Annotated in this window: 14 protein-coding genes and 1 pseudogene; 12 read left to right on the forward strand and 3 right to left on the reverse strand. The window is 33.0% G+C overall.

Annotation, left to right across the window (positions count from 1 at the left end):
- The first annotated feature begins 531 nt into the window (after nucleotides 1-531).
- The 3 genes from COO03_RS27950 to COO03_RS25600 all read left to right on the forward strand — a co-directional run bounded on the left by COO03_RS27950 (nucleotide 532) and on the right by COO03_RS25600 (nucleotide 4,383).
- Nucleotides 532-2,469, forward strand: a complete 1,938-nt coding sequence (locus COO03_RS27950) for an S-layer homology domain-containing protein (RefSeq protein WP_097899766.1) — start codon at nucleotides 532-534, stop codon at nucleotides 2,467-2,469.
- 541 nt (nucleotides 2,470-3,010) lie between these two features.
- Complete coding sequence (locus COO03_RS25595) at nucleotides 3,011-3,796, forward strand: enoyl-CoA hydratase/isomerase family protein (RefSeq protein ID WP_097899767.1); 786 nt, start codon at nucleotides 3,011-3,013, stop codon at nucleotides 3,794-3,796.
- A 281-nt stretch (nucleotides 3,797-4,077) separates the two neighbouring features.
- A complete protein-coding gene (locus COO03_RS25600; RefSeq protein WP_141523124.1) occupies nucleotides 4,078-4,383 on the forward strand; it encodes a DUF3892 domain-containing protein in 306 nt (101 codons plus the stop codon).
- 1,085 nt (nucleotides 4,384-5,468) lie between these two features.
- On the opposite strand, the gene COO03_RS25610 is transcribed toward COO03_RS25600, so the two are convergent.
- Entirely contained in the window at nucleotides 5,469-6,422 is a 954-nt protein-coding gene (locus COO03_RS25610) for an NAD(P)H-dependent flavin oxidoreductase (protein ID WP_097899769.1), read from the reverse strand.
- Between the two features lie 597 nt (nucleotides 6,423-7,019).
- Here COO03_RS25610 and COO03_RS25615 point away from each other — a divergent pair.
- The 4 genes from COO03_RS25615 (at nucleotide 7,020) to rfbG (ending at nucleotide 12,054) form a co-directional block, all read left to right on the forward strand.
- On the forward strand, nucleotides 7,020-7,769 hold the full coding sequence (locus COO03_RS25615) for a sugar phosphate nucleotidyltransferase (protein WP_097899770.1): 750 nt from the start codon (nucleotides 7,020-7,022) through the stop codon (nucleotides 7,767-7,769).
- A 20-nt stretch (nucleotides 7,770-7,789) separates the two neighbouring features.
- A complete protein-coding gene (locus COO03_RS25620; protein WP_097899771.1) occupies nucleotides 7,790-9,856 on the forward strand; it encodes a glycosyl transferase in 2,067 nt (688 codons plus the stop codon).
- A 123-nt stretch (nucleotides 9,857-9,979) separates the two neighbouring features.
- Entirely contained in the window at nucleotides 9,980-10,939 is a 960-nt protein-coding gene (locus COO03_RS25625; RefSeq protein ID WP_097899824.1) for an NAD-dependent epimerase/dehydratase family protein, read from the forward strand.
- Between the two features lie 26 nt (nucleotides 10,940-10,965).
- Nucleotides 10,966-12,054: a CDP-glucose 4,6-dehydratase gene (rfbG, locus tag COO03_RS25630; RefSeq protein ID WP_097899772.1), complete on the forward strand. Its 1,089-nt coding sequence runs from the start codon at nucleotides 10,966-10,968 to the stop codon at nucleotides 12,052-12,054.
- 181 nt (nucleotides 12,055-12,235) lie between these two features.
- Here the strand turns inward: rfbG and COO03_RS25635 are convergent, their stop codons facing one another.
- Together COO03_RS25635 and COO03_RS27285 are read right to left on the reverse strand one after the other, a co-directional pair.
- The gene (locus COO03_RS25635; protein ID WP_097899773.1) at nucleotides 12,236-12,892 is read right to left on the reverse strand and encodes a L,D-transpeptidase family protein; all 657 of its coding nucleotides are present in this window, start codon (nucleotides 12,890-12,892) and stop codon (nucleotides 12,236-12,238) included.
- A 150-nt stretch (nucleotides 12,893-13,042) separates the two neighbouring features.
- Nucleotides 13,043-13,195, reverse strand: a complete 153-nt coding sequence (locus tag COO03_RS27285; protein WP_154724622.1) for a hypothetical protein — start codon at nucleotides 13,193-13,195, stop codon at nucleotides 13,043-13,045.
- A gap of 212 nt (nucleotides 13,196-13,407) precedes the next feature.
- On the opposite strand from COO03_RS27285, the gene COO03_RS25640 reads away from it, so the two are divergent.
- From COO03_RS25640 to COO03_RS25655, 5 genes and pseudogenes are all read left to right on the forward strand, one after another.
- Nucleotides 13,408-14,577 (forward strand): MFS transporter, encoded by a 1,170-nt coding sequence (locus COO03_RS25640; RefSeq protein ID WP_097899774.1) that lies wholly within the window; start codon nucleotides 13,408-13,410, stop codon nucleotides 14,575-14,577.
- 77 nt (nucleotides 14,578-14,654) lie between these two features.
- Nucleotides 14,655-14,783: pseudogene (locus COO03_RS25645) on the forward strand (phosphotransferase family protein); the annotation flags it as partial.
- A 12-nt stretch (nucleotides 14,784-14,795) separates the two neighbouring features.
- Nucleotides 14,796-14,933 (forward strand): hypothetical protein, encoded by a 138-nt coding sequence (locus tag COO03_RS27290; protein WP_154724621.1) that lies wholly within the window; start codon nucleotides 14,796-14,798, stop codon nucleotides 14,931-14,933.
- Nucleotides 14,918-15,406, forward strand: a complete 489-nt coding sequence (locus COO03_RS25650; RefSeq protein WP_097899775.1) for an Imm6 family immunity protein — start codon at nucleotides 14,918-14,920, stop codon at nucleotides 15,404-15,406. Before COO03_RS27290 ends, COO03_RS25650 begins: the two co-directional genes overlap by 16 nt.
- 11 nt (nucleotides 15,407-15,417) lie before the next feature.
- The gene (locus COO03_RS25655; RefSeq protein WP_230322477.1) at nucleotides 15,418-15,765 is read left to right on the forward strand and encodes a hypothetical protein; all 348 of its coding nucleotides are present in this window, start codon (nucleotides 15,418-15,420) and stop codon (nucleotides 15,763-15,765) included.
- Nucleotides 15,766-16,214: the final 449 nt, after the last annotated feature.

Consider the following 16,214-nt stretch of genomic DNA (forward strand, 5'->3'; position numbering starts at 1 on the left):
TTATGAAATTGATTCAAATATATATATTTTATTCTTGACTGTATCTATCTTATAAACTAAAATTGCGGTGAAAAAATAATTAAGATTCAGTTAGAGGAAGGACATAAATTACCGATAGCTCGCTAAATTATATTCTTTTTTCTATTTTTACTATATAATATCCCTCAGCTTTCCGACATTCCAGATAGTTGAACATCTTTTAGCATATCGTTCAGTCGTCACCTCGACTCATTAGAAGATGAAAAAAGGTGAAGTTTTCATGCTGAATATTATATATTTAATATATAAAAACAAAACAGTATAAATAAGGGGCGGAACAGATATATGAACAATACTAAAATTACCGTAGCTGGTATTGTAGCATTTACCACATTAACACTACCTACATCATCATTCGCAGAACTTGAAAAACAAAAACTAGATACAATTGAAATATAACAATACTAACTCGTTTAAGGACTCTTCAGCTCAAAAGCCATCTAAATTACATATTTTTCAATAAAATGAAAATATAAGGGGAATATAAAGATTATGAAAAGCACTAAAATAACTATCGCAGGAATCGTAGCATTAACTTCATTAGTACTACCTACTAGTTCATTTGCTGAACTCGAAAACCAAACTCAAGAAAAAATTGCACAAAACGAAACTAAATATACTCCTAATTTTAACGATGTTCCAGAATGGGCAAAGGAGTCTGTTAACTATCTAGTAAATAAAAATGTACTTACGGGAATGCCGGATGGAACATTTTCACCAAATTTAGAAATAGATAGAGGTTCAGCTGTAACTATGATGGCTAAAATACTAAATCTAAATATTGAGCCATCAGCAAAACCTTCTTTTACAGACTCTCAAAATCATTGGGCGACTCCATATATTGCAGCCGCAGAAAAAGCCGGAGTTATTAAGGGAGACGGGAGTGGAAAGTTTAATCCTTCTGGAAAACTAACTAGAGCATCTATGGCATCAATGCTTGTACATGCGTATAAGTTAGAAGGGAAAATACATGGGAATGTACCTACTGTATTTGGTGATTTAAAAGGACACTGGGGAGAAAAACAAGTAAATATCTTGGTAGGCTTAGGTATATCAAAAGGTTATGGTGATAATAGTTGGAAACCTGACCAAACTGTAACTCGTGTAGAGGCATCAAGCTTAATTGCTCGAACAGATATGTCTAAAGACAAAGAAGTGCAGTTAAAACAAATAGAAATGCCTAAAAATTTCTTTACATATAATGAGTCATCGTTATCATCAGGAATTGCGTATGAATATGAACCACAACCAGTGACAGTATTTGAAGAAAGAGAAGACGGCTGGATTAAAATTCAAACAGGATTAGGCTTTAAATGGGTTTGCTTAAATGAAAAGAAAATTGACATAGATAAAAACTTCTTTACGTATAATGCACCATCGTTATCATCGGGAATTGCATACGGATACGAACCACAGCCAGTGACAGTAATTGAAGAAAGAGAAGGTGGTTGGATTAGAATTAGTACAGGTTTGGGTCTTAAATGGGTTTGTTTAAATGAAAAGAAAATAGATATAAATAGAAGTTTTATCACATATAACGAACCATCGTTATCATCAGGAATTGCGTATGAGTATGAACCACAACCAGTAACAGTAATTGAAGAAAGAGAAGGTGGTTGGATTAGAATCCCTACAGGATTAGGATATAAATGGGTATTGTTAAACGAGAAAAGAGTAGATATTGATAGAGATTTTACAACGTATGATGATGCATCATTTTCAGCTAATGTATTAGGAGGGTATTCTCCTCAAACTGTAACGGTTGTAGAGGAAAGAGGGACTTGGCTACGTATTCGTACACAGGGAGGATTCCAATGGATGAATACACAAGAGCCTAGAACCGTAGTTGATAATTTTAAAACTATTCAAAACAACCAACAAGTGATTCTTGTGACAACAAACGGATACGGTACTAATAATGCTCAAATTAGAACATTTGACAAAAATTATGGTAAATGGAAAGAGATTAAAAACATCAATGGTAAAATTGGTAGAGACGGTTTTGCTAATCAAATGAGCGAAACGGTAACACAATCACCACGTGGAAAATATGGTATTGGTATGGCATTTGGTCGTCAAGGAAACCCTGGAACGAAATTACCCTGGCATGATATTCAGTCTAATGACGTTTGGGTAGACGATTCAAACTCTGAACTCTATAATACATTACAGAAAAAACCTGCTTATGGTCGTTGGAACTCCGCTGAAAATATGAACGTATCCGCATATGATTATGGATTTGTAATTAATTATAATACTGAACGAACACCGGGGAACGGAAGTGCAATCTTCTTCCACGTATCGAATACTTGGACTGCCGGATGCACTGGCGCATCTAAACAAGATGTTATCGACATTTTACGTTGGATTGACCCAGACAAAAACCCTGTTATTATCCAAGCGCCTGAAAGTGAATTAAGTAATTATTGATTTAATATTTGTAACTACTGGGGCATAAAGGTTATACACTTCACCAAGTGAAACATCTAGGTCTACCTCATCTCGAACTTAAAAAGGTGAGGTAGTGCTTCGTAGCGATTATCTCTATTTGTCTTGTGCTTTTAACTATGGGTTGAGTAATTAAAAGTATCAATTCCAATCAAACATACACTCTGTACAAATATCGTTAGCAACAACGCCTCCACATATTTTGCATCTATAGGACTGACTGTAAGAAGGGATTTCAGTTTTTCTTCTTGTATTAACGGTCAGTTTAATTCAAGAAGGAGATATCCGAAAATTAAGGCTGAATAGAGGACATGAACAAAAAAGAGATTATAAGAATTTCATAAAAACGAATAATGGTGGTTCTCCAGAAAAGAACTCTTTTATTTGTAATCTATGGATGAATAAAAAACATTGTTTTTGTATTAGTTGTTATATTCTCAATATATATGCTTATGAGTGAGTAATTAGCGGGAACAAGATTGGTAGGCTTTTGTTGGTACACTGAACTATAGGAGGGAATAAGATGTTAAATAAAGATGTCGTTCTCTACACTGAAGAAAATGGAATCGCAAGAATTACTCTAAACAGACCAGAAGCACTAAATGCATTAAACAAAGATGTACTTGAACAACTTTCATCCATTTTGGACAGGGTTAAAACTGATTCAAGTGTAAAGGCAGTGATAATTACTGGTGCCGGGAAAAAGGCATTTTCCGCAGGAGCGGACATTCAGTTTCTCAATAAAGTCACTCCTCTGGAAGTAAGAGATTTAGCTCAGCTGGCTGTTACGGTTACTAATAAAGTCGAGTCATTGGGAAAAGTGGTTGTTGCTGCTATTAACGGCTTCGCACTAGGAGGCGGGCTAGAATTAGCTGAATCCTGTGCGCTCCGTGTTGTTGCTAATCATGCTAGATTAGGACATCCTGAAGTCCGTATTGGAGCTGTTGCCGGTTTTGGGGGAACTACAAGACTCCCCAGACTTATTGGTAAAGGACGTGCTGCAGAACTGTTGCTCACTGGAAACGCGATAAGCGCAGATGAAGCTTATAGAATAGGACTGGTTAATAGAATTGTTGAACCTGATAAGTTACTATCAGAAGCAGAAACTCTTATCCTAGAAATTCTGTCTCAGGCTCCTATCGCAGTAAAAATGACTTGGGAGGCAATTCATCGGGGGTGTAATCTAACTTTAGAAGAGTCCGCGCTTCTCGGTGCAGATTATTTCGGTTTGATAGCGTCCACAGAGGACTTCAGGGAAGGAACTAAATCATTTTTAGAAAAGACTCAACCATCATTTAGAGGAAGATAGTTAATCGAACCCATCGTTTGTACCAACCTAGAGGGTGCTTATCTCGAATAAGATTTAGTCAATGATCTTCAACAATAGGGCGCAATTCTGTCGCAAGAATTGTGCTCGATCTTTATGTATTGAGCAACTATGTTGAATAAGAGCTGAAAAGCTGGATTAGGTTCGCATTTATGAAATGGAAGTATGAAAAACTGTAAAGACAATACATTTTGTTAAGGATCATGGTACATAAAACTAATAGCTTCCGAACATACTAATAAAATATTTTGGAGGTGGGTTTTATGGATAAAAAGGACTTTCAAAAAATTTATAATGAATACTTACAGCATGGGGAAGACCAAGCTCAATTGAAAGTAGTTGAGGAAGTCGATTCAGGAGTAGAACAAATTGTTGCAGTTCGTAAAAATGATGAGGATGATATCATTGCTTTTAAAACAAGTAGTGGAAGAGAATTGGATTATATTACTGCTCTTGATGAAGTAAAATCAGGGAAGTTAGCTCATGTGGACGTATTTCATAAGTATGGCAGGGATAGGGGCATACATAACAGTGCAGAAACAGTTGCCTTCATCACTTTGAGTTTATAACTCTAGAAAAATAGAGCAAATAAAAAGCCCTAGAGGGGGACTCTAGAGCTAATAACAGGGTAATAATAAAGACAAATGGTAGGGAATGACTTCCTTAGATATAAAAAGTTTAACATATAACTCGTAAAAATTTTATATACAGATGTTACGAAAATATGAACATATGATAGGCTGATGTGCTTATCATTTAAGGACAAAAAGAGCCCTGAGGGAGTCGGGGTTCAGGGCTCTAAAGTAAGGGTATTGTCGAATTGTCGAATCGACATCGTAATAATATCATGAATTTATTGGTAAAGGACCTGGTAAATGTGTCCAAATAAAAAGCTCTAGAGCTGGACGGGCTCTAGAGCAACTAACAAGGTGTTGCAAAAAGACAAACTATAATGAATGACTTCTTGGAATGTAATCAGTTTAACATAAAAATTAATAAAATTCTATATTTAGATTTAATGAAATTATACATATATGACAAGCTACTGTGCCTGTCATCATGATCGGGAGCATACATATACACCCACTCCACCGCGTTCTCATATCATCAAAACAAAATAAAAAGAGCTGATTATCCCTAATCAGCTCTGGGAGAAACAAATTTTACGCAGTGTTGTGAAAAGAGGAAGAAGTAAAAAATTAAATCATTTTAGAAATTATGTGTGAGTTTCTACCACCAAAAGAACTTTTAATTCGTTTCTTTGAAACATCTTTTAAAACCATAGAACAAAATCCATTTTTACAAAGTCTTTATCGAAGAGGTGAATATGATCGAATATTTATCAGAGGGTCTAACAAAACATAAAGGGTAAATTTCATTTATTATAAAATTGCTGCTTCAGTTTTCACTTACATAAAAATTATGATTCAGAGATGAGGTTCCGCCACATCGCTATCAAGTTAAGAAATACATTCTTCCCCAAAACGAAAAAACGAACTAAATTCCTATGGACAACGATGAAAGGATGAAATTTTCGTTTTAGGGATACTTCAAAATCTTAGGTTGATGGGTATAAGGTGGAACCTCAACATAGAATCATTCAGTATCCATATCTTCTTCAGATGAATATAAGAGGATCGACATTAATTCTTGCTTAAATACAGGCTTTATATTCTGTCATGATATTGTTGATGATTGTTTTGACTGGTAGAATTTCCTTGATTTCATGCACTCTTGCGCCAGCAAAAACAAGACCATTCTCACAATCACCATTCATTGATGTTATCAAAGAATCTAGCGTACAAAAACGATAAGAACAATTTTTTAGGCAATTCATGCACTTCTTTATTTTTATCTTTTTATCATCAGCTATCAGTTCAGTGAAGTTATTCTTAATTGCACGACCTTGGAGACCTACAGTTGTTTTGAGCAGCATAGTATCTTTCGTTCGAGCATTTACATATTTTTCTTTAAATGATAAGGGTGCGTCACACTCATCACTTGCAACAAATCTCGTCCCCATCTGTACTCCAGAGGCCCCCATACTTAAGGCACGAGCAAGATCTTTTCCGGTCATAATTCCTCCAGCAGCAATTACGGGAATTTTAACCGCTGCAACTACTTCAGGTAATATATCGAATAAAGGTCTTTCGGTTCCGAGGTGTCCCCCGGCTTCATGACCTTCTACAACAACTGCAGCTGCACCCAGGCGTTCAGATAATTTAGCAAGCTTCGCTGAAGAAACAATTGAAATAACTGGTATGCCGGCCTTTTTGCCCCAAGTATACATATCTCTTGAAATCCCAGCACCTGATATGATGAAATCAACTTTTTCTTCAATGGCCGCTTTCATTTTTTCAGCAAAATCATTCATCGCAAAAAGAACGTTTACTCCAATATAGCCGGCATTCTGTACCTTTTCTTTCGCCGCCCTTATATGTAGTCTCATTTCGTCGATGGAAATTCCAGTTCCTGATATAATTCCAATTCCTCCAGCATTTGCAACAGCAGATGCAAGTTTGCTTAATGAAATACCTACGCCCATGCCTCCCTGCATAATTGGAACCTTTGGCATCATATGACCGATTTTTAACTGTGGAAAGTTCAATTAAATACCCCATTTCATTACTGTTTTTAGAATGGACCGTTAAAGCTCCCTTAGTGTAACATAGCGTTTTGAATGGAAACCAGGAAATTAATACCTACTCCTAATAGTTTGTGGTGTTTTTTTGTTGTTTTTCACAAAATGTTCGAATAATATTCTATAAATCTTGAATTTTAAAAAGACACCCGTACGAGTTCCTTTCACCTGGTTATGGTGCGAAAATTTCAAAACAATGCAAGTAGGGGGAAAAGGAGCATCTGTGGGGGTCTGTATAGTGACCACTATCAGCATAACAAGGATATTTATTAGTTGATGAAGCTATTTGGCCATATGACCCAACAACAAACATTACGATACATTTGGATTGAGGTTGAAGAAGTTTTCGAAACTATGGAAGACTTTGTACTGTAAAAATTCGAGAGTGTTTTGGAGAGGCGATAGATAATTGATTTATAATATATGCCTATGAAGCAATAATAACGATTTAAATTTCACATTACTCTCTTATAACTGACTTTATGGTACATGCGTGTATACCAATTACATAATAACTACATAAACTACATTAGTTGAATATACTAAGGGATAGGAGAGTAGACTGTGAAAGTCATAATTTTATGTGGTGGAAAAGGACTCAGGATGCAAGGGGTTTTGGAAAATATACCCAAACCTTTAGTTCGTGTTCAGGGAAAACCTCTTATTTTGCATATAATGAACTGGTATAGGAAATATGGGCATTATGAATTTATTCTCCCATTAGGATATAAAGGTGATCAAATTAAAGAATATTTTATGAATTATAACTGGAGAGAACATGATTTTAGTTTAGATTTTAAAAATAATCAGTATCAATTACTTCAGGAACCAGAAGAGTGGAATATAAAGTTTATAGATACAGGAATTGAGACGTTGACCGGAGCAAGATTGAAAAAAATCGAAAAGTATATACAAGATGAAACATTTTTACTAACTTATAGTGACGGTTTAGCAAATATAGATATTAATGACCTTATAAAATTCCATAAAGAAAAAGGAAAAATCGCAACATTAACAGGTATTAAAAAGAATAGTCAATATGGTCTATTACAGGTCGAAAATGGGATAGCTGTAGATTTTAAGGAAAAGCCCTTGCTTGATGCGTTAATAAATGGAGGCTTTTTTGTATTTAACAGGGGGATATTTGATTATTTGAATTCCGAGAATGATTGCATTCTTGAAGAAGAACCACTACGTAATTTAATACAGAATCATGAACTTGCAGTTTATGAGTACAATGATTTTTGGATTAGTGTAGATACCCCAAAAGACCTAAAAGATGCAAATGAAACTTGGAATCCAAACAAAAAATAGTTGAGAGGAATGAATAAACATTGAACTTTAATGATGAAAAGAAAAATTTACCCCGCCTATATATTTCAACTAAAGTAGAAGAAGATGTTCAGATACCCCCAGATATAAATTCACCTCAAAAAACTACTATTAAGAAAATGAATCCTCTTTTCTATAATAAACAGACTGCTGAATCTAGAAACCACTTTTGTACCATAGTAGGGACAGAATATGTAGTCAAAATAATTGCATTACAAAAGTCTTTATTAAAGAGTGCCCAAAAATTCACACTGTGGATTTGCTGCATAGATTCAGTTGCGTATTCGATATTAAAAGGAATGAATTTGATTAATGTAAACCTTTTACCAGTAGATGATGTAGAAGATGAAAATCTAAAAGAAATAAAGAAAAAAAGGAAAGTTAACGAGTATTGTTGGACGTTAAAGTCCATATTAATTGAATATTTATTGGTAAATTATGATTTACCATCTGTTCTTTATTGTGATGGTGATTTATGTTTCTTCTCTGATCCTAACACTATATTTGAAGAGTGGGGGGAGAATTCTATCTTTCTTTGTCCACAGAGAGATCGTGATTGGGTAGAAGAAAAATATGGGAAGTATCAGGCAGGACTAATTGGATTTAAAAATGATTTGTACGGATTAAAAGGTGTGAGATGGTGGAAGGAAAAATGCTTAAATTGGTGTAGTGCTGAACCTGATAATGGAAGGTTTGGTGATCAAAAATATTTAGATTTCATTCCTATTTATTTTCCAAAAGTAAAAATATCACAGAATTTAGGTATAAATGCCGCACCTTGGAATTGTATTTATAATAATGATTATAAAATTTATAAAAATCAAGGTGATGTATATATTGAAACAGATAAACTGATTGTATATCATTTTGCCTGCATAACTATTTTCAGTGAGAAGGATTTCGATTTATGGTCGTTAGGTGAAATTTCGATACCAAATAATATATTAAATCATATTTATACCCCTTATTTAGAATTAATTCAGTTTATACTCAAAGGATTAAAAGAAAAATTCGGTGGAAATATAAAGCAACTATTAAGTGCTAAAGATATAAATAAAGCGCAAACTTTATATAAAGATTCACAATTAAGAAGAAAAATGAACCAATCAAATTATTCTATGAATTATGCAATGATTATAAGTCGAGAACGTTTAATTCAAGGACTAACTTGCTATTATTCATTGGAAAGTCATAGCGAAAATTTTACAATATGGATCTGCTGTATGGATGATGTAACTTATCGAATGCTAACAAACTTAAAATTGAAACATGCAATACTAATTCATGTGAAAGACATTGAAAATCAAGAACTTTTAAGCATGAAAAATGAAAGAAGTTTGCAGGAGTATTGTTGGACATTAAAAGCTCCTCTTTGCCTCCATATTCTTAATTATTATTCTGAAGTTGATCATATTGTATATTGTGATGCAGATATGTACTTCTTTACAAAACCTAATATAATTCTAGATGAATGGTGGAAGTATTCCGTATTTCTTTGTCCACAGAGAGGCACCACGGAGCTTGAAAATGTACATGGCATATATCAGGCAGGGCTAATTGGATTTAAAAATGATTCAAACAGTAAAGATATTTTAAGATGGTGGAAAGATAAGTGCCTAGAATATTGTAAAAATGTATATGATATTGAGATGAATAGATGGGGAGATCAAAAATATTTAGATTACATCCCTAATATATTTTCTAATATCAAAGTTATGACTCATAAGGGTATTGACGCAGCACCTTGGAATGTAATTTTAAACAACAGCCCTTCTATAACAAAAGTAGAAGATAAGATTTTTATAGATCAAGATGAATTAATTGCTTTCCATTTTGGAAGTATGCAAATTATTAATACAAATAAATTTGATTTATGGAAACAAGAAAGTATAGAAATGGATCAATCCATTTTAAAGTATATATATATTCCTTATATTGAAAAGATAAGAAAAACATGTCTTTTACTTTATAATGCTTTTGGAGACTCTCTTACGCCTTTATTTACTAGACCGGTAGATGAATCTTCAATAAAAAATTATTTACAATACTCCTCTTTGCAGCTCAGATGAAATCCATTTCCACTTTTCATGTAAGTGACATTATCCCTTGAAGTATATATAAACTAATAAATGTAACTATTTATCTCCTTTAATTGAAAATTACTTGAAAGGAGAGGTTGAGATTCAATGTATATGATTAATGATTTTAAAAATAAAACTTTTCTTATAACTGGTGGATTTGGATTTATTGGCTCTCATTTAGTAAGAAGGTTGTTAAACTTACAAGCAAACGTTGTTGTTTTCGCAAGAAAATCATCGAGTTCTTGGCGTCTTAAAGATGTACTAAGAAATATCAAAGTTTATGAGATAGATATACGAGATAAAATGCAAGTTCAAGATATGATAAAACAGATTCACCCAGATTATATTTTTCATCTTGCTGCTTATGGAGTAAATTCAGCCAATACAGATTACATGAGTGCTATTGAAACGAATGTTTTAGGTACAATTAATATTATTCAAGCAACAAAATTTATAGAGTGTCGTAAAATTATTAATATTGGAAGCAGTTCTGAATATGGGAATAAGACAGAACCTATTCAGGAAGACATGGTACTCACACCAGTAGACATTTATGGAAGTAGCAAAGCCGCAGCTACCATACTTGCTCATCAAATTGCTACTGATCAAAATATAAATCTTATAACTTTAAGGCCCTTTGGAATATTCGGAGAAGGTGAAGAATCACATAAAATTTTTAGTTATATTATTTTACAAGTATTGCAGGGTAAAAATGTAGACTTAACTTTATGTAACCAACTAAGAGATTACTGTTATATAGATAATATTATAGATGCATGTATATTAGCAATTGAACATAATTCTATACAAAATGAAATTTTTAATATTGGAAGTGGTGAAATCCATCCTTTAAAACATTATGTAGAATTACTCTTTAAACACTTACAGACAAATAAAAGCCCTAATTATGGTGCATTACCCTATAGAACTAATGAACGATGGATTCCTGAACCAAACATTAACAAAATTAAAACCATGCTTTCCTGGGAGCCAAGAATAAGTATTGAAGAGGGTATTATTAAGACTGTTAATTGGTATAAGCATAATGCACATTTATATCTGAATGCATGAAAATATATTGGTAGGGTGTGAATGAATTGTTAAGGGATGGCTTTAATAATGTATTTCGTGGAAAGAAAGTATTAATTACGGGACACACAGGTTTTAAAGGTTCTTGGCTGTCCATTTGGTTAAAAGAGTTAGGTGCGACTGTAATTGGATATTCTTTAGATCCTAAAAATAAAAAAGATAATTTTATAGTAACAAATCTTCAAAACGACATAATTGATATTCGTGGGGATATTAGAGACTTTAATAAATTAAATAAGGTCTTTGAAGAACATAAGCCTGAAATTGTATTTCATTTAGCCGCACAGCCACTTGTGAAATATTCTTATGATTTTCCTAAAGAAACGTATGATATAAATGTTATGGGAACAATGAATATATTGGAAGCAATTCGTTTACACGAATCAACTAAGGTAGGAATTATAGTGACGAGTGACAAGTGTTATGAAAATAGTGAATGGGTTTGGGGATATCGTGAAAATGATCCAATGGGGGGATATGATCTATATAGCTCTAGTAAGGGATGCTGCGAGCTTTTAATTTCATCTTATCGTAACTCATACTTTCCAGAAAAAAATTATGACCAGCATAAAAAAATAATTGTAAGTGTTCGAGCCGGAAATGTAATTGGTGGGGGAGATTGGTCTGTAGACAGGATTATACCGGATTGTATACGAGCATTGGAATCAAATCGTGAAATCGTTATAAGAAACCCTAATGCAATAAGACCTTGGCAACATGTTTTAGAACCTTTAAGTGGATACTTACTTTTAACTGAAAAAATTTTAACGGAGGGTGTTCGTTTTTCCGGTGCTTGGAACTTTGGTCCACCCCTAAATAATATGGTTTCAGTAAAACAACTTGTTACCGGTATTATAAAAATTTGGGGATATGGAGATTGGGTGTTATCAAATGAAAAGCAAGACGAATTTCATGAAGCAACATTCTTAAATCTTGATATAAGTAAAGCGAAATTTAAATTAAATTGGGAACCAAAATGGTCTCTCCAACAGACTTTAAAACATACAGTAGACTGGTATAAAAGTTATCATACTTATTCCCATACAAGGCTACGAAATTTATGTATTAGCCAAATTAAGCAATATTGTCAGTCTTAAGAAAAAAGACTTATAGTTTGCAGAAGACTGCTGGAAAAATGTCTACTTAGAATAAATAACAGGACTTTTATTAATATGCAGAAACCTAAAAGAGGATAAACTCTATATACAGTAGGTAGTTATCTTCCCAAAAATGTATTGAAATTGGTTTTATATCGTGTTGTTGGCGATATCACATAAACTATTCTAATAACCCAAGAAAAATGTACTCTTTATGAGTTATTAAACCTGTTATTTTAAGGTTCTGTTCCTTCTGAAATTGTTTCACTGCTAACTCCGTATATATGTCATAAATTCCGTGACATTTTCCTTTATAATATCCTGCTGTTTTTAATCTGCATTGAACAATTTGCACTAAATTCCCTCGTGAATTACTAGATAAAGTTTTAAATTCATGTTTTCCTATACCAGTGATGGGCCCATCAACATAAACTTCAGTACCAACTGGGATTTTATCAAATAGTTTTTCAACATCTCTATTGTGCATACGAATACATCCACTACTAACCCTTTCGCCAATTAACCAAGCTTTATTGGTCCCATGTATGCCATATTTTCCCCATGGGACATCTAATCCAAGCCAACATGATCCAAATCCACTTCCCCATCCCTTTGATTTATTTGTAATATGAAATTTACCAATTGGAGTAGGGGACTGGTCTTTTCCAGGAGAAATAGGATATTCCTCAATTACTTTATTGTTTTGAATGAAATACAATTTGCTAGTCCATAAATTAATGTAGATTTTGTATTCGTTGGTTTTCGCACAAACAATATTTGTTGCAAAACAAAGAAAAGCAAGGAGCAAAATTAAAATTTTACAATACCATTTCTTCATACACTACTCACCTAGTTAACGTTTTAAAATTGGGGTCATGAATCCCTTAATGATGGAGGCTTTATCTGGTTTAGTATGCGAAGTTTAGGAGAGAATAGTCATGGATTTTCATTTGAGGGGGAATTTTGTTTTGTTAGCTTGATAGTGATGTTATGCTGTCCCTTCTTCATCAGTTAGTAACGAAGTAAACAGTTGATTTTTAATCCACGCCTGGGCTTTCGGTGTAACGATAGGACGTGATACTTTCACCTTCTCTTCCATTATGTTTCTTATACCGACGAATTTATCCGGTATACTTGCCATTTGTTATCAAAACCTAAATTGTAAAAAGTCATAAAAAATTAAGGATATTACATATTAGCCACTTATAATATGTAATATCCTTTTATTTTGATTGAGATATTAAATCATTACCTTATAAGAATAAATTATAAATATAGATAATTAAGTTGTAATTTACTCTGTTGAAGTGATGCACCTAAAATGAAAGTAACTATTATATAAGGGGTAATTTTATGAGTAATAAATTGAAATATTTATTAGGGATTAGCATTACCGGATTTGGGGATGGAATTCAACAAATTGCTTTGTTATGGTATATTTTTCATTTAACAGGACAATCAACTTCCATCGGATTAATGATTGCTATTTATTATATACCAAGTGTCATTTTAACACCTTTTGTGTCTGTTTATGTAGATCATCATGATTCTAAAAATATTGTTGTTCTAACAGATAGTATTCGATTTGTACTTGTTTTAATCATGGCAATTCTTGTTTTCATAAAATGTGAATCAGTAGTTGTTTTCTACATTATGCAATTCTTATTAGCAGTTTGCTATACCGTTTACAAACCCGCATCTTCTGCATTTATTAAGGAAGCATTCTGTAATCAGGATATACCATTTGTCATATCAAAAGCATCTTCATTAAATGAAGCAGCATTAATAGTGGGAACTGGTATTTCTGGGTTACTTCTAGTCAAATTTTCTTTAGCTACTAGTTTCTTTATTAATTCTGTAACATTTTTAGTTGCGGCTATTTTCTTTTCTTCTTTAAAAAGAATGAACCCTAAAAAAATAAAGAATACAAGAATATCCTACCTTGCAGAATTAATATCGGGATGGCATTTTATTAATCAAACAGAAGGAATGAAATACTTACTGTTTTTATCCATTTTGAATAGCATTAGTATACAAATGACAACAACTTTATTATTACCTCTTGCAGAACAGTTTGAAGGAGGTAGCGGACTCTACTCAATATTTGAGATAGCATTTTCAGTAGGAGGAATTATAGCAGGTTTTATTGCTATCTATTTTTTAAAAAGGTTTAAACATAAAGTTATTTTTATTACGATGGTGGGTATGGCAACATCTTCTTTTTTATTATATTTGAATGACTATAAAACAACGGCCGTTATTTGTATATTTATAATGGGGTTATTTACCATGTCGCACTTGATTATTGTGCAAACGTTAATACAGTTGAATACTACAACAGAATATATTGGCAGGGTAATAGGCTTAAGAACAATTCTAGCATCATTTGTTAAGATATCATCGGCTCTATTAACTGGTATTTTAATAACTCATATGGGAGTAAATAATATTTTGCTTTTATTTTCTATCTTAATATTGGCTAGCTTTACTACGATTGGAAATATGAAAAAGCAAATGTATTAAAGTGAAGGGAAATACACATGGAAGATTAGCCATAGATGCTATTACGATTGTAAATAACTTGCGAATCGGGGGATAAAATGGTTAATATACGTTCGAAAACAGAAGAACTAAGGGCAAAATTAAAAACTATATTGAGTCGAGAATATAAAGAATTGGCTGTTCAAGAGTTAAAAGTAGTAGGAAATGGAGTACAAAATATTGTGTTTTGAGGGGATTAGATGAGTTGTGTGAAATGGAGATCAGTAGATGAACCTGTTTCTACAAAAGATGTATATGAAGCTGCAAAAGAAATAGGTGTAAAGTTTCCACGAATAAATAGTTGTTACATCAGAGGTGACATATGGACTGTAATTTAATCTATCCTTTAGAGGATGATGTAAAGGTTGCATTTATTTTGACTATTGCTGAAAAAATCTTTCAAACTATAAAAAAAGACGATGAGAGATATCTAGCAGGAAGAGATGCTTTAGATAAATGTTGGATTTGGGTTGAAAGTAAAGGAGTATCTGGTGATGATTTGTATGAGTTGATAGATAATGCAGATTGTACAAGTATATTTGAGTTTGCTGAAGATGAAGAAGATTTAAGAATTGCGAGATTATGGTCTTCATTAGTTGATATAGTTGCTTATACGGCATGGAAAGCGTATATAAGGGAAAAAACAAAATATTTACCACAAACATTAGAGGGCATCAAAGAAGAGCATTTAGAAATTGTAATAGAAAGTGCTATCGAGACTACCTTTATTACGAAGGAAGAAATCCAATCTATGCAACAAAGTCTTTTGTCTACTTTTCAAGTAACAAGTGATGGAATAATAGAATTTTAATTAGGGGAGGGATGATAGCTGTGGTTACTGTGAATTTAGTGGTGCTTAATGATTCGAATTCTAATAAGTATCTTCCTTTGATTAGAAAGAAAACATCTAAATCGATAAGTGAGGTAAAACAAAATATGAAAACAGAAAAACCTGTAATGGAATGCAATTATGATGATGCAGATCAATTGAAATCTTTAGTGAAATCTGCTGAGGAATTAATTGCAATGGGAGCAAGTATAAAAATGTATGAAGATGAAGCATTGATTACACTTGAAATGGTAAGAAATTCAATTGAGACAATAGAAGGGATTGCAAAATACAGGGAAGAAATCGATAATCTAATGTTTGGGGAGGATTATATAAATTAAGTGGGATTATAAAATGGGTATTTCCATCTACTACATGTACACGCTGCGAGATCGTGTCAGTATCTAGATTGGTACGGTTTTCCGAGTCGTTGATAGCTATTTTCCATTTTTCTAATCCAGATTGAAAGTTGTCTTCTAACATAATAGGATCGTTTGTTTCCTTAAACATAGACTTCTTTTCTTTTTTGGAGACATCCGATTGAGGAACTGTCTTTTTTATATCAATCAATACGATACCACCTACAAGTAAACTGACAGATAGGACAAATATAGCAAGAATTTTTTTCATCGTTCATCGCACTCCATCTAGTTTGTTTTTCTTTAGTAACTCCACCTTATAACGCTGTAAATGTCGCATCCCATTTGGTTGGAATTTGATAGTCTCGTATTTAAAAGCCTAATGCTGATAAACTGGAGTTTTTTCTATAAGAGGTCACTGCATCGATTTT

The sequence above is a fragment of the Bacillus sp. AFS098217 genome, from assembly GCF_002551815.1.
Lineage (GTDB): Bacteria > Bacillota > Bacilli > Bacillales > Bacillaceae_G > Bacillus_A.

Bases quoted from the DNA above. Each gene is read 5' to 3' on its own strand.
- COO03_RS27290 (WP_154724621.1), top strand. From the start codon at position 14,796: ATGAGTTGTGTGAAATGGAGATCAGTAGATGAACCTGTTTCTACAAAA.
- COO03_RS27950 (WP_097899766.1), top strand. From the start codon at position 532: ATGAAAAGCACTAAAATAACTATCGCAGGAATCGTAGCATTAACTTCA.
- COO03_RS25625 (WP_097899824.1), top strand. From the start codon at position 9,980: ATGATTAATGATTTTAAAAATAAAACTTTTCTTATAACTGGTGGATTT.
- COO03_RS25655 (WP_230322477.1), top strand. From the start codon at position 15,418: ATGATAGCTGTGGTTACTGTGAATTTAGTGGTGCTTAATGATTCGAAT.
- COO03_RS25650 (WP_097899775.1), top strand. From the start codon at position 14,918: ATGGACTGTAATTTAATCTATCCTTTAGAGGATGATGTAAAGGTTGCA.
- COO03_RS25635 (WP_097899773.1), bottom strand. From the start codon at position 12,892: ATGAAGAAATGGTATTGTAAAATTTTAATTTTGCTCCTTGCTTTTCTT.
- COO03_RS27285 (WP_154724622.1), bottom strand. From the start codon at position 13,195: ATGGCAAGTATACCGGATAAATTCGTCGGTATAAGAAACATAATGGAA.
- COO03_RS25640 (WP_097899774.1), top strand. From the start codon at position 13,408: ATGAGTAATAAATTGAAATATTTATTAGGGATTAGCATTACCGGATTT.
- COO03_RS25595 (WP_097899767.1), top strand. From the start codon at position 3,011: ATGTTAAATAAAGATGTCGTTCTCTACACTGAAGAAAATGGAATCGCA.
- COO03_RS25600 (WP_141523124.1), top strand. From the start codon at position 4,078: ATGGATAAAAAGGACTTTCAAAAAATTTATAATGAATACTTACAGCAT.